The organism is Salipiger sp. (assembly GCF_059781815.1).
In genome coordinates, this window is sequence record NZ_JBYNAH010000085.1 from 1 (window position 1) to 18,947 (window position 18,947).

20 protein-coding genes are annotated in these 18,947 nt (G+C 67.7%); 11 read left to right on the forward strand and 9 right to left on the reverse strand.

Annotation, left to right across the window (positions count from 1 at the left end):
- Window positions 1-5: 5 nt before the first annotated feature.
- Window positions 6-1,178, reverse strand: a complete 1,173-nt coding sequence (locus AC6RA4_RS11700; protein ID WP_500160465.1) for an acetyl-CoA C-acyltransferase — start codon at window positions 1,176-1,178, stop codon at window positions 6-8.
- A gap of 219 nt (window positions 1,179-1,397) precedes the next feature.
- Between AC6RA4_RS11700 and AC6RA4_RS11705 the strand changes: the two genes are divergently transcribed.
- From AC6RA4_RS11705 to AC6RA4_RS11715, 3 genes are all read left to right on the forward strand, one after another.
- On the forward strand, window positions 1,398-1,718 hold the full coding sequence (locus tag AC6RA4_RS11705) for an STAS domain-containing protein (RefSeq protein WP_500160467.1): 321 nt from the start codon (window positions 1,398-1,400) through the stop codon (window positions 1,716-1,718).
- A gap of 24 nt (window positions 1,719-1,742) precedes the next feature.
- On the forward strand, window positions 1,743-2,225 hold the full coding sequence (locus AC6RA4_RS11710; protein ID WP_500160468.1) for an ATP-binding protein: 483 nt from the start codon (window positions 1,743-1,745) through the stop codon (window positions 2,223-2,225).
- 533 nt (window positions 2,226-2,758) lie between these two features.
- Window positions 2,759-3,322: a DUF805 domain-containing protein gene (locus AC6RA4_RS11715; RefSeq protein WP_500160470.1), complete on the forward strand. Its 564-nt coding sequence runs from the start codon at window positions 2,759-2,761 to the stop codon at window positions 3,320-3,322.
- A gap of 62 nt (window positions 3,323-3,384) precedes the next feature.
- Here the strand turns inward: AC6RA4_RS11715 and AC6RA4_RS11720 are convergent, their stop codons facing one another.
- The 3 genes from AC6RA4_RS11720 to AC6RA4_RS11730 all read right to left on the reverse strand — a co-directional run bounded on the left by AC6RA4_RS11720 (window position 3,385) and on the right by AC6RA4_RS11730 (window position 6,066).
- On the reverse strand, window positions 3,385-4,755 hold the full coding sequence (locus AC6RA4_RS11720) for a glutamate--cysteine ligase (RefSeq protein ID WP_500160472.1): 1,371 nt from the start codon (window positions 4,753-4,755) through the stop codon (window positions 3,385-3,387).
- Window positions 4,756-4,822: 67 nt separating this feature from the next.
- Window positions 4,823-5,347, reverse strand: coding sequence for a hypothetical protein (locus AC6RA4_RS11725; RefSeq protein ID WP_500160474.1), 525 nt, complete (start codon window positions 5,345-5,347; stop codon window positions 4,823-4,825).
- On the reverse strand, window positions 5,344-6,066 hold the full coding sequence (locus AC6RA4_RS11730; RefSeq protein WP_500160476.1) for a 16S rRNA (uracil(1498)-N(3))-methyltransferase: 723 nt from the start codon (window positions 6,064-6,066) through the stop codon (window positions 5,344-5,346). Before AC6RA4_RS11730 ends, AC6RA4_RS11725 begins: the two co-directional genes overlap by 4 nt.
- A gap of 12 nt (window positions 6,067-6,078) precedes the next feature.
- Between AC6RA4_RS11730 and ubiA the strand changes: the two genes are divergently transcribed.
- The 6 genes from ubiA to AC6RA4_RS11760 all read left to right on the forward strand — a co-directional run bounded on the left by ubiA (window position 6,079) and on the right by AC6RA4_RS11760 (window position 12,509).
- The gene (ubiA, locus tag AC6RA4_RS11735; protein WP_500160478.1) at window positions 6,079-7,047 is read left to right on the forward strand and encodes a 4-hydroxybenzoate octaprenyltransferase; all 969 of its coding nucleotides are present in this window, start codon (window positions 6,079-6,081) and stop codon (window positions 7,045-7,047) included.
- Between the two features lie 63 nt (window positions 7,048-7,110).
- Window positions 7,111-9,024, forward strand: a complete 1,914-nt coding sequence (locus AC6RA4_RS11740) for an OmpA family protein (protein WP_500160479.1) — start codon at window positions 7,111-7,113, stop codon at window positions 9,022-9,024.
- Window positions 9,021-9,353 carry a hypothetical protein gene (locus AC6RA4_RS11745; protein WP_007797390.1) on the forward strand — a complete coding sequence of 111 codons (333 nt, stop codon included), beginning with the start codon at window positions 9,021-9,023 and terminating at the stop codon, window positions 9,351-9,353. Before AC6RA4_RS11740 ends, AC6RA4_RS11745 begins: the two co-directional genes overlap by 4 nt.
- Before the next feature lie 257 nt (window positions 9,354-9,610).
- Window positions 9,611-10,264, forward strand: a complete 654-nt coding sequence (locus AC6RA4_RS11750; protein ID WP_500160481.1) for a histidine phosphatase family protein — start codon at window positions 9,611-9,613, stop codon at window positions 10,262-10,264.
- A gap of 62 nt (window positions 10,265-10,326) precedes the next feature.
- Window positions 10,327-11,382, forward strand: a complete 1,056-nt coding sequence (locus AC6RA4_RS11755) for a saccharopine dehydrogenase (protein WP_500160483.1) — start codon at window positions 10,327-10,329, stop codon at window positions 11,380-11,382.
- The gene (locus AC6RA4_RS11760; RefSeq protein WP_500160484.1) at window positions 11,379-12,509 is read left to right on the forward strand and encodes a saccharopine dehydrogenase C-terminal domain-containing protein; all 1,131 of its coding nucleotides are present in this window, start codon (window positions 11,379-11,381) and stop codon (window positions 12,507-12,509) included. Before AC6RA4_RS11755 ends, AC6RA4_RS11760 begins: the two co-directional genes overlap by 4 nt.
- A 147-nt stretch (window positions 12,510-12,656) precedes the next feature.
- Here AC6RA4_RS11760 and AC6RA4_RS11765 read toward each other — a convergent pair whose 3' ends face one another.
- The 5 genes from AC6RA4_RS11765 to coxB all read right to left on the reverse strand — a co-directional run bounded on the left by AC6RA4_RS11765 (window position 12,657) and on the right by coxB (window position 16,125).
- Window positions 12,657-13,457, reverse strand: coding sequence for a cytochrome c oxidase subunit 3 (locus AC6RA4_RS11765; protein ID WP_500160486.1), 801 nt, complete (start codon window positions 13,455-13,457; stop codon window positions 12,657-12,659).
- Window positions 13,458-13,482: 25 nt separating this feature from the next.
- A complete protein-coding gene (locus AC6RA4_RS11770) occupies window positions 13,483-14,067 on the reverse strand; it encodes a cytochrome c oxidase assembly protein (protein ID WP_500160488.1) in 585 nt (194 codons plus the stop codon).
- Window positions 14,057-14,233 (reverse strand): cytochrome c oxidase system small membrane protein, encoded by a 177-nt coding sequence (locus tag AC6RA4_RS11775; RefSeq protein WP_222601995.1) that lies wholly within the window; start codon window positions 14,231-14,233, stop codon window positions 14,057-14,059. The genes AC6RA4_RS11770 and AC6RA4_RS11775 overlap by 11 nt, the downstream gene beginning before the upstream one ends.
- Window positions 14,230-15,180 carry a heme o synthase gene (gene cyoE / locus AC6RA4_RS11780; protein WP_500160489.1) on the reverse strand — a complete coding sequence of 317 codons (951 nt, stop codon included), beginning with the start codon at window positions 15,178-15,180 and terminating at the stop codon, window positions 14,230-14,232. The genes AC6RA4_RS11775 and cyoE overlap by 4 nt, the downstream gene beginning before the upstream one ends.
- Before the next feature lie 66 nt (window positions 15,181-15,246).
- A complete protein-coding gene (gene coxB / locus AC6RA4_RS11785) occupies window positions 15,247-16,125 on the reverse strand; it encodes a cytochrome c oxidase subunit II (protein ID WP_500160490.1) in 879 nt (292 codons plus the stop codon).
- 188 nt (window positions 16,126-16,313) lie between these two features.
- Here coxB and tldD point away from each other — a divergent pair, with 188 nt between their 5' ends.
- Both tldD and dprA read left to right on the forward strand, forming a co-directional pair.
- On the forward strand, window positions 16,314-17,735 hold the full coding sequence (tldD, locus tag AC6RA4_RS11790) for a metalloprotease TldD (protein ID WP_500160492.1): 1,422 nt from the start codon (window positions 16,314-16,316) through the stop codon (window positions 17,733-17,735).
- An 88-nt stretch (window positions 17,736-17,823) separates the two neighbouring features.
- On the forward strand, window positions 17,824-18,947 hold a 1,124-nt coding region (gene dprA, locus AC6RA4_RS11795; protein WP_500160493.1), incomplete at its 3' end, for a DNA-processing protein DprA.

Genomic DNA, 18,947 nt, shown 5'->3' on the forward strand with positions numbered 1-18,947 from the left:
TGGGGTCAGGGGCGCTCGATGGCGATGGCGGTGCCTTCGCCGCCGCCGATGCAGATTGCCGCGATGCCGCGCTTGAGGCCGCGGCGTTCGAGCGCGTTCAGCAGCGTGACGATGATGCGGGCACCGCTGGCACCGATCGGGTGACCCAGCGCACAGGCGCCGCCATGCACGTTCACGATATCGCGCGGCAGGCCCATTTCCTTCATGAAGGCCATGGGCACCACCGCAAAGGCCTCGTTGACCTCCCAGAGATCGACATCCGTTTTTTTCCAGCCAAGCCGGTCGAGCAGCTTCTGTGCTGCCGGGATCGGGGCGGTGGGGAAGAGATTCGGCGCCTGCGCGTGGCTGGCATGGCCGAGAACGCGGGCGCGGGGCGTGGCGCCCGCCGCCTCGGCGCTTTCGGAGGTTGTCAGGACAAGCGCGGCGGCGCCGTCGGAAATCGACGAGGAATTGGCCGCGGTCACAGTGCCGTCCTTGCGGAAGGCGGGCTTCAGATGCGGGATCTTCTCGGGGCGGGCGCGGCCGGGCTGTTCGTCGCGGGTGATGATTTCCTCGCCGGTGCGGGCATGCACGCTGACGGGCGTGATCTCGGCCTCGAAGGCGCCGCTCCGCTCGGCGTCGAGCGCGTTGTCGAGCGAGGCGATGGCGTACTGGTCCTGCGCATCGCGGGTGAACTGGAAGGCTTCGGCGCAATCCTCGGCGAAGGTGCCCATCAGGCGGCCCCTGTCATAGGCATCCTCGAGCCCGTCGAGGAACATATGGTCGATCACCTGGCCATGTCCGATGCGAGCGCCGCCGCGCATCTTGGGCAGCAGATAGGGCGCGTTGGTCATGCTCTCCATGCCGCCGGCGATCATCGTGGTGGCGTGGCCGAGGGCGATCTGGTCGAAGGCCATCATCGCCGCCTTCATGCCGGAGCCGCACATCTTGTTGAGCGTGGTGGCCGGCACGGCCTCGCCGAGCCCGGCGCGGAAGCCGGCCTGGCGCGCCGGTGCCTGGCCCTGGCCGGCGGGGAGCACGCAGCCCATCAGCAGCTCGTCGATCGCAGGATTTCCCGCCTCCGCGCGCGCCGCACGGATCGCCGCGCCGCCGAGATCGGCGGCGGCGAGATCCGAGAATATGCCCTGAAAGCCCCCCATGGCACTGCGCGCCGCGCCGGTGATCACCACGTCTGTCATGAGTGTTCCTCCCTCTCCTCCGCACATCCTTACCGAATGCTAAGGATTGCCGTCTAGCCTTGCCGTCGAAAACCGTTGCGGGGCCGGAACATGCAGCTCACCGTCGTTCAGAACAGCGCAATCCCGGGGCATCAATGCGGGCCGGAGGACTCTGCCGATCCGGGTCGGGCGGAGTCTGCGGAGGAGGGGGCTTCGCTCGGGGCGGGGGACGCGCCTGCGATGGCAGATCGGGTGCAGCTTATCCGCGTCGACGAAGACCGCATCGATTCGGTGGTCGCGATCCAGTTCAAGGATGCGGTGCGGGCGCTGGTCGACCCAAAGGCGGGCCGGGTGATCCTCGACCTCGGGCAGGTGGAGTTCATCGATTCGAGCGGCCTTGGCGCGATCATCGCCGCCATGAAGGGGCTGGACGATGGCCAGCGGCTGGAACTCGCCGCGCTGAGCCCGGTGGTCGACAAGGTGTTCCGGATGACCCGGATGGACACGATCTTCACCATTCACGAGGCGGTGCCGCCGACCGGCAGCCCGGATGGCGGCTGAGCGGGCGGCGGGGAGCGGAAGCCGATGGAGGAGGCGCGAGAGCCGGAGCTGCATCTGATCCTCGATCTCTGGTTCTGTGCCACGCCCACACAGGTGCGCGAGAGCCTTGGCCTGGCAAGGGCGGCGCTCGAGCGGTCGGACTTTGACCAGACGCGCCGCGACGAGGTCGAACTGGTTCTCGCCGAAGCGCTGAACAATGTCGTCGAACATGCCTATGGCGGCAGGGCGGATGGCCGCATTCATCTCAAGATCTGGACGGACGGGGCCGCGGCGCTGCTGCGCATCTGCGACTTCGGCTGCGAGATGCCGCAGGGCCGCCCGCCGAGCGGACAGGCCGCCTGCGCCACCGACCGCGCCGAGCTGCCGGAGGGCGGCTATGGCTGGCACCTGATCCGGAGGCTGGTGGACGGGGTCTGCTACCGCCGCTGCGACGGAAAAAATTGTCTCGAGCTGCGACTCGGCAAGCTTGCGGCGAGGGGCGTGGCGAATTGGCAGGGCTCTTCATGAAAGCGCCCAGATCCGATCTTATTGGTGCCCGAAATGACCGCGATACAGAGAGGGTAGCTGCTTAAGGCTTCCCTCGGCGCCGCGCCGTTTCAGCCCCCACCCAGTGCGTGGCGTCGAGGTCTTTCCTTGTTGGAAACACTCCCGGAAATCGCGTATCCCGCCAACCGCCGAGGACCCTGTCCCGTGCGGTATTTCTGTCGTTGCCGAGGGGGGCGACCCGTCCGGTCCAAAACATGCAGGCGGGCCACCGCAATTCCTTCAACGGATCATATTTCCGCCCGAATGAACGGCGAAAAAGAAGGGGTAGCTGCTAAAGGCTTCCCTCGGCGTCACGTCGTTTCAGCCCCCACCCAGTGCGTGGCGCCGAGGCACTTTCCGCTCCCCCTTACACTTGAGCCGGTCCCGCCGAGCGGATGGTGCCAGAGCGTGGAGCGACACGCACTGCGCGAAATCTCCTCCTTCCCGCCGCAATTCGGCCTCCGAGTCTCGCGAAGCTCTCGACATGTGAGTTCTTCCCCTATGGAGCCCCTGGCATGTTCGGACCGATTTCCGCTCTCGAATCCTATATTTTCAATGCATTTCGTCTGAATGGGCGCGCGACGCGCTCGGAATATCTCTGGCCCGCGCTGGTCTACACGCTGCTGTTCTTCCTGGCGGCAATCGTCGATGTGATGATGCTGGCCGAGGCGACGCAGGACGGTGGCATGCCGCCTCTGAGCCCGCTGGCCTACTGGTCGGTGCCGCTGTTCCTGCTTTGCATGATCCCGAATTTCACCGTTGCGATCCGCCGTTTGCATGACAGCGGAAAATCGGGGGCGTGGATGCTGGTGATGTTCGTGCCGATGGTCGGCGGGATCATCTTCCTGGTCTTGCTGTTGCTGCCCTCGCAGGACCGCGAGAACGCCTGGGGCCAGCCGCGCGGCAAATCGCCGGGCACCGGTGCGCCCCTCTCGCGCGGTCACAAGGCCAGTGCGCTTGATTCCTATGCGCTGCTGCTGCAGGCCGATGCCCAGCCCTCGCCCGAGGAGGTCGCCCGCCGCAAGCAGGAGGTGCACGACTACTTCATGCGCAACGTCTCGCGCCGTGCCACGTCCTGACCGGGCGGCGCAACGCAAAAGGGCGGCCACGGGGCCGCCCTTGCCAGACATGGATCTGGTGATCAGTAGCTGAACTGCGAATAGATCCGGCCGAGATCGCCGTTCCAGTCGCCGTTGTAATGCTCGAGAAGCTCGTCCGCCGGCACCTTGCCGGTCTCGACGCTTTCCTTCAGCGCATTCAGGAAATGCGTCTCGTCGGGCAGCATGCCGCCGGCGCCGGGGCAGGCGCGCGCCTTGAGCCCGGCCTCGGCGATCTCCAGCGTACGTGCCGCGAGATCGTGCATCCGGATGCCCTCGACCTCCGCCGCCAGCGCGTCATCGGCGGCGGCAACGCGCAGCGCCTGCCGGGTCGGCGCATCCCAGCCCTTCACCAGATCCCAGGCCGCATCCAGCGCGCCGGCATCATAGGTCAGCCCGACCCAGAAGGCGGGCAGGGCGCAAAGCCGGCGCCACGGGCCGCCATCGGCGCCGCGCATCTCGATGAATTTCTTCAGACGCGCCTCGGGGAAGATCGTCGTCAGGTGATCGGCCCAGTCCGACAGGGTCGGCACTTCGCCGGGCAGTGCCGGCAGCTTGCCCTTCATGAAATCGCGGAACGACATGCCGAGCGCGTCGATATACTTGCCGTCGCGGTAGACGAAATACATCGGCACATCGAGCGCGTAATCGACATAGCGGTCAAAGCCGAACCCGTCCTCGAAGACGAAGGGCAGCATGCCGGTGCGGTCGGCATCGAGGTTGCGCCAGACCCAGGAGCGGTAGCTCTTCATGCCGTTGGGCTTGCCCTCGAAGAACGGCGAGTTGGCGAACAGCGCGGTGGCCACCGGCTGCAGCGCCAGCGCCACGCGCATCTTCTTGACCATGTCGGCCTCGGAGCCGAAATCGAGGTTCACCTGCACGGTGCAGGTGCGCCGCATCATGGTGGTGCCGGTGGTGCCGACGCGGTGCATGTAGGCATCCATCAGCTTGTAGCGTCCCTTGGGCATCAGCGGCACGTCGTCATGCATCCACTCGGGCGCGGCGCCGAGACCGATGAAGCCCACGCCGATCTCGTCGGCGATGCTCTTCACCTCGCGCAGGTGCTCGTTCACCTCGTCGCAGGTCTGGTGGATGGTCTCGAGCGGGGCGCCCGACAGCTCCAGCGCGCCGCCCGGCTCGAGCGAGACATTGGCGCCGTCCTTGGTCAGCCCGATGAGCTTACCGCCCTCCGCGACCGGGTCCCAGCCGTAGCGGTCGCGCAGGCCTTCCAGCACCGCGCGGATCGAGCGTTTGCCCTCATACGGGAGCGGTTCGTGGGTGTCGGTCAGGTAGCCAAATTTCTCGTGCTCGGTGCCGATGCGCCAGTCGCTCTCGGGCTTGCAGCCGGCCTCGAGATATTCCGCGAGCTGTGCGTGGCTCTCGATCGGGCCGCCGCCGGATTGGGGGATGGACATGAGGGCGCTCCGAATTGTCTGGCCGTATCGCTTTGAAGGTCAGGCATGGGCGGTCTGCCCAGGCTTGTCAATGCAGACGGAGGTGTGTGGATTTGCACGAAGCCTTGCGCCAGATCTCCACCGGGCGGCTGCCGTCGCGGCGCATTTCCGCCAGCATCCGCTCGGTCTGCAGGCCGGGAAGGGTGGCAAAGGCATCGAAAAGCGCGTCGGCGCCCTCGGCGTTGAGCGGGATGGCAAGCGGCTCCTGCCCGGGCTGGTGCAGCAGCCAGTGCGGCGGTTTCCCGGTCGGGTCGAGGCTCAGCGCGCTCAGCGCGTCGAGATCGGCCACGCCGCCCGAGAGCGGCCCGAAATAGGTGATGCGGCCCTCGATCACCTGCACGATGCCGGGCCCGCCGCTGCCGATGCGGAAGCGGCCGCGCTGGATGCCCGCGACGATCAGCAGCGCCCCGGCGATGGCAACCGCGTAGCCGATCCAGTGCAGCAGCCCGCCGCCGGTGAAAAACCCCCAGTAGAGCCCCAGCGCCAGCACGCCGACCCCCACCAGCGCCTCGCGCCATTGTGACAGCGCCGCCTTCGCTTCGGGCCGGATCACGCCCAGTCCCCGCTCTGCGCCTGCCACAGGGTCAGCGCCGCCACCGCCGCCGTGTCGGCGCGCAGGATACGCGGACCTAGGGCGATCACGCGGGTCTGCTCCATCCGGCCCAGCCGCGCGCGCTCGGCATCCGAAAAGCCTCCTTCCGGGCCGATCAGAACGGCAGCAGGGGCGAGGACGCCCGCAAGGGCGGAGGAGCGACTGCCCGCCTCCGCCTCGTCGCAGAACAAAAGCCCGCGCTCTTCGGGCCACTCGGAAAGAAGCCGGTCGAGCCGCACCAGCTCCGCCACCTCGGGCACGTAGAGCGCGCCGCATTGCTCCGCCGCCTCGAGCGCGTGGGCCTGTAGCCTGTCCTGCCGGATGCGCTCGGAATTGGTGAACTGCGTCTGCACCGGTAGAATGCGCCGCACCCCGAGCTCAACCGCTTTCTCGACGATGAAATCGGTGCGCGCCTTCTTGATCGGCGCGAACAGCAGCCACAGGTCCGGCGGCATCACCTGCGCCCGGGTCTGCTCGGCGCAGACCGCCTCGCCGGCCTTCTTGCCGGCCTGCGTGATCTCGGCCCGCCACTCGCCATCCTGGCCGTTGAACAGAAGAAGCTCTCCGCCCGTGGCCATGCGCATCACGGAAAAAAGATAGTGAGCCTGCTCCCGTGTCAGCGGGACAGGTTGTCCCGCGCCCAGCGGGTGCTCTACAAACAGGCGAACCTTCGCAGTCATGAGGCGCACCATATGAGCCAACCGGAACCAACGCCAGAGGCAGACGGACAGGTCTCCGACGCCGTGCGCGGCAACTGGGTGGATCACTACGCCCCGGCCTGGAGCCGGCCATACCTGCGGCTGTCGCGCGCCGACCGGCCCATCGGGACATGGCTGCTGCTGCTGCCCTGCTGGTGGGGGCTTTTGCTGTCGATGGTGCATGACGGGCGGGCCTCGCTCTTCGATCTGTGGATCTTTGCCGGCTGCGCCATCGGCGCCTTCCTGATGCGCGGCGCCGGCTGCACCTGGAACGACATCACCGACCGCAAGATCGACGGCTCGGTGGCGCGCACCGCCTCGCGCCCGATTCCCTCGGGCCAGGTCAGCACCAAACAGGCGCTGGCCTGGGCGGTGATCCAGTCGCTGGTGGCCTTCGCCATCCTCGTGACCTTCCCGCCGATGGCCATCGCGCTCGGCGTGCTGTCGCTGGCGCCGGTGGCGATCTACCCCTTCGCCAAGCGCTTCACCTGGTGGCCGCAGGTCTTCCTCGGCATCGCCTTCAACTGGGGCGCGCTCTTGGCCTGGACCGCGCATTCCGGACGCCTCGAGCTGCCCGCGGTGCTGCTTTACCTCTCCGGCATGGCCTGGACGCTGTTCTACGACACGATCTACGCCCACCAGGACAAGGAAGACGACGCGCTCATCGGGGTGAAATCCACCGCTCGCCTCTTCGGCGATGCCGCCACGCCAAAATGGCTGGCGGGCTTCCTGGTGGTCACCGTCTCGCTCATGGGGCTCGCCATCGTCGCGGCGGCGCCGCGCGGCGAGATCCTGCAGCTCGCAATCCTGATCGGCGGGCCCTGGGCCATGGGCTGGCACATGCTCTGGCAGATGCGCCGGCTCGAGGTGAACGATTCCGACCGTCTGCTCATGCTGTTCCGCTCCAACCGCGATGCGGGGCTGCTGCCTGTGCTGTTTTTTGCCGTCTCCCTGCTGGCTTGATTGCGCGGGCACCGGGCGGGGCGTATCACCCCTGCCAAGACCAATAAGAAGGAAGGAAGGCCGATGCGCCTGTCCAGGATCGCCATTCCCGCCACCGCGCTGCTGATCGCGGCCGTGCTCTGCGTCATCATCGCGTTCTTCTCGGTACGCCTCGTCGAGGACAGTTCCCTGAACGGGGTCGAAGACGCGCTCGACATCGCCGAGCTCGACTGGGCCGATGTCGATGTCAACGGGCTGCAGGTCTTCCTGATCGGCGAAGCCCCGGATGAGGCGGCGCGGTTCCAGGCGGTGACGGTGGCCGGCACGGTGGTGGATTCGGCACGGGTCATCGACCAGATGCTGGTGGCCGACGCCGCCGACATCCGCCCGCCGGATTTCTCGGTCGAGATCCTGCGCAACGACGACGGCATCTCGGTGATCGGTCTGATCCCGGCCTCTACCGACCGCGACGACATGATGGCCCGCTTCGCCGAGATCGCCGGCGAGACCGGCGAGGTGGCGGACCTGCTCGAGGTGGCCGACTTCGCCGCCCCAGAAAGCTGGGAGCCGGCGCTGAACTTCGCGCTGCGCTCGCTTGGCGATCTGGCGCGCTCCAAGGTCTCGGTCTCGGCCCGGGAGGTGGCGATCAAGGCCATGACCGAGAGCGAGGCGGAACGCCGCAGGCTGCTCTCGACCCTCGAACGCCGCGCCCCGGAGGGGCTGGAGCTGGCGCTCGACATCTCCGCGCCCCGCCCGGTGATCACCCCCTTCACCCTCCGCTTCCTGATCGACGAGACCGGTCGCGCGCATTTCGACGCCTGTTCGGCCGATACCGAGGAAAGCCGCGCGGCCATCCTCGCTGCCGCCCGCAGCGCCGGCGCGACCGAAGACGAGACCTGCCGGCTCGGCCTCGGTGTGCCGAGCCGCCGCTGGGCCGACGCCGCGGTGCAGGCGATCTCGGCGCTGAGCGAACTGGGCGGCGGCTCGGTGACCTTTTCCAACGCCGACATCGCGCTTCTGGCGCTCGAAGGCACCGATCAGGGGCTGTTCGATCGCGTCGTGGGCGAGCTCGAAACCGGCCTGCCGGAGGTCTTTGCCCTCAAGGCCGTGCTGCCCGAAACACCTGACGCGAAAGACGAGGGGCCGCGCGAATTCACCGCCACGCTGAGCCCCGAAGGTTCGGTGCAGCTGCGCGGCCGGGTGCGCTCGGAGATTGCCCGGCAGACCGCCGACAGCCTCGCCCGGGCGCTGTTCACCTCGGCCTCGGTCTACACTGCGGCCCGGGTCGACGAGGCCCTGCCGGCAAGCTGGTCGCCGCGTGTGCTGGCCGGGCTCGAGGCGCTGAGCCGGCTGTCGAACGGCGTGGTCCGGGTGACCCCGGACCTCGTCAGCCTGTCGGGCAATACCGGTAACCCGGATGCCGATGACGAGATCTCGGGCCTGCTGGCGGACAAGCTCGGCGAGACCGGCGAGTTCGAGATCAGCGTCACCTATCAGGAAAAGCTCGATCCGACGCTCGGGATCCCGACCCCGGAAGAATGCGAGGCGCAGATCGTCGAGATCATCGGCGACCGCAAGATCAACTTCGAGCCCGGCTCGGCCAATCTCGACGCCTCGGCCAAGGAAGTGATGGACGACATCGCCGAGCTGCTGAAGCTCTGCGGCGACATCCCGCTCGAGATTCAGGGCCATACCGACAGCCAGGGCCGCGAGTCGATGAACGAGCAGCTCAGCCAGGACCGCGCCCAGGCGGTTCTCGACGCGCTGCGCAACCGCCGGGTGCTGACCGCCTCCTACCGGGTCAAGGGCTACGGCGAATCGCAGCCCATCGCCGACAACGGCACCGAGGAGGGCCGCGAGGCCAATCGCCGCATCGCCTTCCGCCTGATCCGCCCGGAACCGGTGGAAGAGGAAAAGACCGCGCTGGAAGAGCTTGAAGAACAGGCCGGGGAAGGCGATACGGAAGCCCCAGAGGCGGAACAGGGGACAGGTGAATGAACAGGGCCGAATTCGTGATCGCCACGGCGATCATTCTCTTCGTGGCCTTCTGCATGGGCTGGTTCGCCAACTGGCTCGTGCACCGGTTCAAGCGGGTGAGCCAGTCGGATGTCGACCAGCTCGAACGCATGAGCCAGGAGCTGCACGAGGCCGAGGAGACCCGCGACCAGGCCATCACCTACCTGCAGCAGCGCGAGGCCGAGCTGACCAACCAGCTCGCCCAGACCGAAGCCGAGCTTTCGGCGGCCATGGAAGGCTTGCGCGAGGCGCGCCACGAGGCCGAGGAAATGCGCGGCTGGATCGAGCGCAACAAGGGCGGCGCTGCCTGAGCGCTGCCGCTCGCTGAGTGAGCCGCTGTCGCGGCGCAGGTTGAGCCACGCCCCGCCTGCGGCGGGACGTGGCGGCGGGCGCTGGTGGGACTGGTGCGGCTCTTGCCGTTTGGTGCACAGGTGGTGCCGTGGTCTCTTTGAGTATTTGGGACGTAGAGAAGAGAGGGCGTTGGTGCGCTTGCCCTGGGCCTCTTCGGGCGGATGGCTTTCCATTTGCGGCGCGGGCTCGTAAGAGGCTGGGGAAAGGAAGGTGCCCGATGTCCCATGTCACGCTTGTGCGCCACGGCCAGGCCAACACCAGCGCGCGCGACGAGATCTCCTATGACAGGCTGAGCGATCTCGGGCGACAGCAGGCGCGCTGGCTCGGCGAGCACATGCGCGGCACCGGCGAGCGCTTTGCCCGCGCCTATAGCGGCACCCTGACCCGCCATCGCGAAACCGCCGAGGAGATGGCGCTGGGGCTTGAGGTGGTGACTGACGCGCGGCTCAACGAGCTCGAGTATTTCACCATGGCGCAGCTCTGCGCCGAGCAGCACGGGGTTGCGGTGCCCGAGAGCCGCGAGGCCTTCATCCTGCACCTGCCGCGGCTCTTCACGATCTGGCGCGAGGGCGGCCTCGAGGGCGCGCCGGAGAGCTTCGAGAGCTTCGAGACTCGCGTCGGCGAGGCGCTGCACGAGATCGCCGGCGGCGAGGGGCGCGCGGTGGTGGTGACCTCCGGTGGCCTCATCGGCATGGCGATGCGGGTGACCATGGGGCTCGGGATGGGGGCGCTGGCGCATGCCTGCCTCGCCATCGAGAACAGCTCGGTGCACCGCTTCCAGCCGCTGGCCACCGGCCTTGCGCTGACCCAGTTCAACGCCGTGCCGCATCTCGAGGCGCCGGGCCGGGCCTACGCGCGCACCCATCTCTGAGCCGCGGGTTTCGCTCCGGGGCGCGCTGGGATAGTTTGCGCGCAAACGGACGGAGCAGATACATGACACATCTCTGGGTGCGCGCCGAACAGCGCCCGAACGAGGAACGGGTGGGGATCACCCCCGAGGGCGTGGCGGCGCTGATCGCGCAGGGCATGCGCGTTACCGTCGAGGACAGCGCCACGCGGATCATCCCCACGCAGGCCTACCGCGCGGCCGGGGCCGAGATCGCGCCCGAGGGCCGCTGGCCGGAGGCGCCGGCCGACGCGCTGGTCTTCGGGCTCAAGGAGCTGCCCGAGGACGGCACGCCGCTTGAGCACCGTCACATCATGTTCGGCCACGCCTACAAGGGCCAGCCGGCGGGGCAGGTGCTGCTGCAGCGCTTTGCCGCCGGCGGCGGGACGCTTTACGATCTGGAATATCTCGTCGAGCCCGACGGTCGGCGCGTCGCCGCCTTCGGCTACTGGGCTGGCTATGCCGGGGCCGCCGTCTCGCTCTATGCTTGGGCAGCGCAGCAGGGCGGCGAGCTTTGTGCGCCGGTCTCGACCTGGGGCGATGCCCGGGCGATGGAGGCGGAGCTGCTGGCGGCGCTCGAGGCGACCGGCGCGGCACGGCCGGAGGCCATCGTCATCGGTGCGCTGGGGCGGGTCGGCACGGGCGCGAGCGATCTTTGCGAGAAGATGGGCGTTTCCGTCACCCGCTGGGACATGGCCGAGACCGCGAGCGGCGGGCCGTTTCCGGAGGTGCTCGACCACGCGCTGTTCCTCAACTGCATCCTTGCGCGCCCGGGAACGCCGGTCTTCGTGCCGGCCTCGGCGCCGACCGACACCCGCAAGCTCGCGGTGATCGGCGATATCGCCTGCGATCCCGACAGCGATTTCTCGCCCGTGAAGGTCTATGACCGGGCGACCAGCTGGGCGGCGCCGGTGCTGCGCGTCCACGATGCGCCGGCGCTCGACGTCATGGCGATCGACAACCTTCCCTCGCTGCTGCCGCTGGAAAGCAGCCACGACTTCGCCGGGCAGCTCCTGCCCTGGCTGAAGCAGCTGGACGCGCTCGACGACGGCGTCTGGGGCCGGGCGGAAGATTTCTTCAACACTCACAAACCGGAGGCATGAGCATGATTCACTGGTGTGGAACGGGGCTCTCGGCGGTCCCTGGGCTGCGACGCCTGATCGAGAACGGCCACGATGTCATGGTGTGGAACCGCACCGAGACCAAGGCGCGCGAGGCGGTGGGCGACCTGACCAACCGCATCCTCGCCTTCGCCCCCGAGGCGGTCGAAGCGGCGGTGCAGCCGGGCGACGTGGTGGTCTCGATGCTGCCCGCCGACTGGCACGTGCCGCTGGCCAAGATCGCCATCGCCAAGGGCGCGCATTTCGTCTCGTCGAGCTATATCTCGCCGGAGATGCGGGCGCTCGGGGACGACGCCAAGGCGGCAGGGGTGGCGCTGGTCAACGAGGTCGGGCTCGATCCGGGCATCGACCACCTGATGGCGCATGACCTGGTGCGGGCCTACCGCGAGTCCGATGCCTTCGATCCCGACAACGCGCTGAGCTTCCTGAGCTATTGCGGCGGGGTGCCGAAACACGCCAACGCCTTCCGCTACAAGTTCTCCTGGGCGCCGGTCGGCGTGCTGAAGGCGCTGCGCTCGCCGTCGCGCTCGATCCGGCAGTTCTCGGAGCTCAACGTGTCGCGGCCCTGGGACGCGCTCGGACGTTACGACGCGCCACTCGATCCGCCCGAGACCTTCGAGGTCTATCCCAACCGCGATTCGCTGCCCTTCATGCAAGAGTACGGCTTCGCGCCGGACTGGAAGGTGAAGGATTTCGTGCGCGGCACGCTGCGGCTCAACGGCTGGGCCGAGGCGTGGAAGGATATCTTCGCCACGGTCGAGACGGCGGACGACGCGGAGCTCGCCAAGCTCGCCGACGATCTGCTGAAGGAGAACGCCTACGAGGAGGGCGAGCCCGACCGCGTGGTGCTCTGCGTCTCGCTCAAGGCCGAGAAGGAGGGTGAACCCGTCTGGCACAAGACCTGGGTGATGGACGCCTGGCGCGACGAGCGCGGGCTGGCCATGGGCCGGCTGGTCTCGGTGCCGGTGTCGCTGGCCATCGAGGCGGTGCTCAACCGCGAGATCGTGCCGGGCGTCTCTGCGGCGCCCTCGGATCCGAAGCTGGTGAACCGCTGGCTCGAGGAGGTGCAGGTGCTGGCGCAGCGGCTGATGCGGGTCGATCTGGTCTGATCGCCTGAGCATGACATCGAGAGGGCCGGGGCGCTGAGAGGCGCTCCGGCCTTTTTCGTGGCGCGGGGGCAGGGGGCTGACCCGCGGGCAAAAGAAAAGCGGGCCCGAAGGCCCGCTTTCCGAAGCGTGTCGCGTGAGAGCCGTGGCTCAGCCGCCCCATACGTAGACGGCGCAGAACAGAAACAGCCAGACCACGTCGACGAAGTGCCAGTACCAGGCGGCGGCCTCGAAGCCGATATGCTTGGTCGGGGTGAAATCGCCTTTCATCAGGCGGAGCAGGCAGACGAACAGGAAGATCGTGCCGATGATCACGTGCGCGCCGTGGAAGCCCGTCGCCATGAAGAAGTTGGCGCCGTAGATGTTGCCCGAGAAGCCGAAGGCCGCGTGGCTGTACTCGTAGGCCTGGAAGACCGAGAAGATCACACCCAGAACGATGGCGATGATCAGGCCCCACTTCATGTCTTCACGGTTGTTCTCGTGCACCAGGGCGTGGTGCGCCCAGGTCGCGGCGCAGCCCGAGCAGAGCAGGATCATGGTGTTGATCAGCGGCAGGTGCCAGGGATCGAAGGTCTCGATGCCGGCGGGCGGCCAGACGCCATCGACGGCCGGCGAGAGCGGGCCCATCGGGTACATGGCGTGTTTGAAGAACGACCAGAACCAGGCGAAGAAGAACATCACCTCGGACATGATGAACAGGATGAAGCCGTATTTCAGGCCGATCTGCACCACCGGCGTGTGGTCGCCCACGCGGCTCTCGGCGATCACGTCGGACCACCAGCCGAACATCACGTAGAGTACGCCGACAAAGCCTGCGAGGAAGATCCAGGGGCCGCTGCCATGCATCCAGAGCACCGCCCCGAACAGCATGACGAAGGCCGCCACGGAGGCCACGAAGGGCCAGACGGAGGGGTTCAGAATGTGGTAGTCGTGGTCTTTAGCATGCGCCATCTCGTTTCCCTCGTTGGATCGGCGTTCAGTTCACGGACTTTTCGTCCGCGTTCTTGGTATCGAGCGCGGCCTGCACGTCTTCGGGCAGGTCGATCTCGTAGAATGTGTAGCTGAGCGTGATGTGGTTGACGAACTTCGCGTCGGGATCGTTGACGATCTCGGGGTCGACGAAGAAATTCACCGGCATCTGCACGCGCTCGCCCGGCATCAGCACCTGCTCGGTAAAGCAGAAGCATTCGATCTTGTTGAAATATCCGCCCGCCTCGTAGGGGTAGACATTGTAGGAGGCCTGACCGGCGACCGGGTGGTCGGTCGGGTTGTAGGCCTCGTAGAAGGCCAGCCCGTCCTGACCGATCTTCAGCGTCATCTCGGTCTGCGTGGGCTTGAATTCCCAAGGAAAGCCGCGCGCCTTGGAGCCGTCGAAGCGGATCTTGATCTCGCGCTCGAGCACGGTGCCGGTGGTGGCCTCGGCCACGTTGGTGGTGCCACCGAAGCCGGTGACGCGGCAGAACCAGTTGTAGAACGGCACAGACGCCCAGGCCATGGCGCCCATGAAGACAACCACGCCGACGAGCTGCAGCAGTGTCTTGTTCTTGCCGTCAGCCGCCATTCTGCACCTCCCTGTCGCCCTGCAGCGCGCCCGAGATGTCGCCGCCGGTGACCTTGACCATGGTCATGCCGAAGACGATGACGATGAACGCCACCAGCAACAGGCCCACGCCCACGTTGCGGCCGAAGCGGCGCTTGTGCAGGTCGTGCTGCTTGGAAATGCTCATGCCCAGCCCCCCAGGCCGAACCGCGCGAGGCCGGCCTCGAGCAGGATGGCACCGAAATGTGCGAAGAGGTAGAGCAGGGAAAGCTTGAAGAAGGCTTTCTCGGTCTTGAAGTTGTCGGCCTCGGAGGCGTCCTCGTCGCGGCGGAAGATCTCCCACGCGCCCTTGAGGAACAGCCCGTTCAGCACCACCGCCACGGCGAGGTAGACCGGGCCGCCGATCGAGGTGAAGCCGGTACCGATGGCCAGCGCGGCGAGCAGCACCGTGTAGACGAGGATGTGCACGCGGGTCGAGCGGCGGCCGTGGGTCACGGTCAGCATCGGCACGCCGGCATCGTCATAATCGGAGCGCATGAACAGCGCCAGCGCCCAGAAGTGCGGCGGGGTCCACATGAAAGTCAGGCAGAACATCAGCACCGCCTCGATGCCGACCGATCCGGTCGCGGCGGCCCAGCCGATCATCGGGGGGAAGGCCCCGGCGGCACCGCCGATGACGATGTTCTGCGGCGTCGAGCGCTTCAGCCACATGGTGTAGATCACCACGTAGAAGAAGATCGTAAAGGCGAGCAGGGCGCCGGCGAGCCAGTTGGTGGCCAGCCCGAGGAAGACGCAGGAAAAGGCCGAGAGCGCGAGGCCGAGCGCCAGCGCCTCGCCGGGTTCGACCCGGCCGGCGGGGATCGGGCGCTTCGAGGTGCGCTTCATCACCATGTCGATATCGGCATCCCACCACATGTTCAGCGCGCCCGAGGCGCCGCCGCCCACGGCGATGAACAGGATGGCGCAGAAGCCGATGAACGGATGCACCGGCACCGGCGCCGCCAGCAGGCCGACCAGCGCGGTGAACACCACCAGCGTCATCACCCGGGGCTTGAGCAGGGCGAAGTAGTCGCCGAACTGCGCCTCGCCGGGCTGGGTGGTCTTGAGAGGGCTGTTGGTGCTGATGTCGGTCATGCGGGTCTTCGATCGGGTGGGTCGTCAGGAAACCGGCGCCCCGCCTCCGGGGCGCCGGTCAGGGGATCAGGAGTTGGCCAGGAACTGGCGCACGTCGACGTAGCCGCCTTCTTCCTGTGCAGCCGCAAGCCATGCGTCATAGGCCTCCTGGCTGACCACCTTGACGGTGATCGGCATGTAGGCGTGGCTGATGCCGCAGAGCTCGGAGCACTGGCCGAAATAGACGCCTTCGCGCTCGGCGTTGAACCACAGCTCGGCGATGCGGCCCGGAACGGCGTCTTGCTTCACGCCGAAGGCGGGGATGGTCCAGGAGTGGATCACGTCGGCGCCGGTCACCTGCATCACCACGGTGGCGCCCACGGGCACAACCACGGCGGTGTCCGTGGCAAGCAGCCAGTCCTCGCGGCTGTAGCCGGCTTCGACCAGCTGCGCCTCGACCTCGTCGTTGAGGCGGTTGTCGCCGCCGGTGGCGGGCGAGCCGATCAGGTAGCCGTCATAGGCCAGATCGGTGCCGACATATTCGTAGCCCCAGTACCACTGGTAGCCGGTCACCTTGATGACCACGTCGCCCTCGGGGATCTCCTGCTGCTTGAACAGCACCGGCAGCGAGAACGCGCCAATGACCACGAGGATCAGAATCGGGCCGATGGTCCAGGCCACCTCGATCGGAGTGTGGTGCGTGAAGCTCGCCGGGGTCGGGTTGGCGCGGCGGTTGAAGCGGATGATCGCATACACCAGAAGGCCGGCGACGAAGAGCGAGATCACCGTGATGATGACGAGAAGCATCCCGTCGAGCCATTGCAGATCGCGCGCCAGTTCGGTCGCGGCGGGCTGAAATCCAAGGCCCCCCTGATGCGGGCGGCCGACCACTTCCAGGTCCTGGGCGATGGCTGGTGCGGCCAGAAGGCTGGACATGAGTCCCGTCAGCATCGAAATCTTACGCATGTGTCACCTGATCCGGTTGTCGTTCTTGTTCGTTCGCAGGAGGATGCAATCCGGGCGTCGAGCCCTGGAACAATCCTCCTCCCTCTTGTTCCGCTCTTTAAAAAGCACAGATCGTGCATCAAATAAACCAGGTCGCTTGCGGCAAAAAGGCGCTTTTTTTGATCTGGATCAAATAATACGAGGAAAACATGACCGAACTCCCCTTCCGCCCCTTCGAAACAGCGCTTGACCTGGATCGGTCGCTGGTGCAGCTGCGCGCCGCGCTGGAGGGAGCCGAGGATGGAGAGCTGTTTCTCGAGCGTCGCCGCGCCGAGGCGCTGGTGCTGGACGACGGGCGAATCAAGACCGCGAGCTACGACGCCTCGGAGGGATTCGGCCTGCGGGCGGTGAATGGCGAGGTCACCGGATACGCCCATTCCACCGAGCTTTCCGAAGCGGCCATCCAGCGTGCGGCCGAGACCGCGCGGCTGGCGGTCGGCGATGGCGGCGGGGTGCTGGCGCCGGCGCCCGCTGGCACCAACCGCACGCTCTACACCGATGCCGACCCGATCGCGGGGCAATCCTTCCCGGTGAAGGTCGAGACCCTGCGCGAGATCGACGCCTATGCCCGGGGGCTCGATGCCCGCGTGGTGCAGGTCACCGCGACCATCGCGGCGAGCTGTCAGGAGGTGGCGATCCTGCGCCCCGATGGCACGCTCGTCACCGACACGCGCCCGATGACCCGCGTCACGGTGAGCGTCATCGTCGAGGAGAATGGCCGCCGCGAGCAGGGCAGTGCCTCGGGTGGGGGCCGATACCTGCTCGACGGTCTGATGACGCCCGAGTCGTGGCAGGGCAAGGCGCGCGAGGCGCTGCGCATCGCGCTGGTCAATCTCGAGGCCGAGGCGGCGCCCGCGGGTGTCATGGACATCGTGCTGGGCCCGGGCTGGCCCGGCATCCTGCTGCACGAGGCGGTGGGCCACGGGCTCGAGGGCGATTTCAACCGCAAGGGCTCCTCGGCCTTCGCAGGCCTCATGGGCCAGCGCGTCGCGGCGCCCGGGGTGACGGTGCTCGATGACGGGACGATCCCCGACCGCCGCGGCTCGATCACCGTCGATGACGAGGGCACGCCCGGGGCGAAGAACGTGCTGATCGAGGATGGTGTGCTGGTGGGCTACATGCAGGACCGGCAGAACGCCCGGCTGATGGGTGTCACAACCACCGGCAACGGCCGCCGCGAGAGCTATGCACACGCGCCGATGCCGCGCATGACCAACACCTACATGCTGGGCGGCGAGGCCGATCCTGCCGATATCGTCGCCGATCTGAAGGACGGCATCTGGGCGGTGGGCTTTGGCGGCGGGCAGGTCGACATCACCAACGGCAAGTTCGTGTTCTCCTGTACCGAGGCCTACCGGGTCAAGAACGGCAAGGTTGGCGCGCCGGTGAAGGGCGCGACGCTGATCGGCGACGGCGCGACGGCGCTGCAGCACATCCGCGCGCTCGGCAACGACATGGCGCTCGATCCCGGCATGGGCAATTGCGGCAAGCAGGGCCAGTGGGTGCCGGTTGGCGTGGGCCAGCCCACGGTGATGATCGGCGGGCTCACGGTGGGCGGCGCCGCCGCCTGAGGCCTCGCGCGGGAAAATCGGTTTTCGGTTTACCGGCGATTAAGGATGAGTGCGCTACACCGTGCCCTGCAAGCAGACGGGGCACGGGATGACCGAGGACAGCAACAGCGTATCTTCCACTCACCCCCCACTCCCACCACCCACGGAAGAGGATCGGTTCGATCGGCTCCGTCTCTTGCGCTCCCGCCGTGTCGGCGTGACGACTTACTGGCGGCTGCTGGCCGAGCATGGCTCGGCTGCCGCGGCGCTTGCGGCGCTGCCCGCTGTGGCCGCCGCCGCGGGGGTGGAAAATTACAGCATCTGCCCCGAACGCGTGGTGCAGGCCGAGATCACGGCGGCACGGCGGCATGGGGCGCGGCTGGTGTGCCTTGGCGAGGCGGGCTATCCGTCGCTTCTTGCCATGATCGAGGATCCGCCGCCGTTTCTCTGGGTCGTCGGTGAGACGGCACCGCTGATGCGCCCGGCGGTGGCGCTGGTCGGTGCGCGCAACGCCTCCTCGCTCGGGACCCGTATGGCGCGCGCTTTGGCCAAGGGGTTGGGGGCTGAGGGCCGGGTGGTGGTTTCGGGGCTGGCGCGCGGCGTCGATGCCGCCGCGCATGAGGCCGCGCTGGAGACGGGCACCGTGGCGGTGATGGCCGGCGGGGTCGATATCCTCTACCCATCCGAGAACACCCGTCTGGGCGAAGAGATCCGCGCCCGGGGCGGGGCGCTGGTCTCCGAGCAGGCGATGGGGTTGCAGCCGCAGGCGCGGCACTTCCCGGCGCGCAACCGCATCGTCTCGGGAATCTCGGCGGCCATCGTGGTGGTCGAGGCGGCGGCCAAGTCCGGCTCGCTGATCACCGCACGCTGCGCGCTCGATCAGGGGCGCGAGGTGCTGGCGGTGCCGGGCCACCCGCTCGACGCGCGCGCCGCCGGCTGTAACATGCTCATACGCGACGGCGCGCGGCTGGTGCGCCATGCCGAGGACGTGGCCGAGGCGCTGGGGCCGCTGCCGCCGCCCGAGGCGCGCCAGCAGAGCTTGCCGCTGGACGCGCCGGCGCAGGGCCGGCGGGGCGACCACGAAACCGCGCGCGCCGACCCGGCCCCACCCGAGATCCCCGCACCAACGCCCGAGACCCGCACGCTGGCCGAGACCGCGCAGCTTCACCGACAGATCCTCGACCGGCTTGGCCCCGCGCCGCTTGCCGAAGATCAGCTGATCCGCGATCTCGC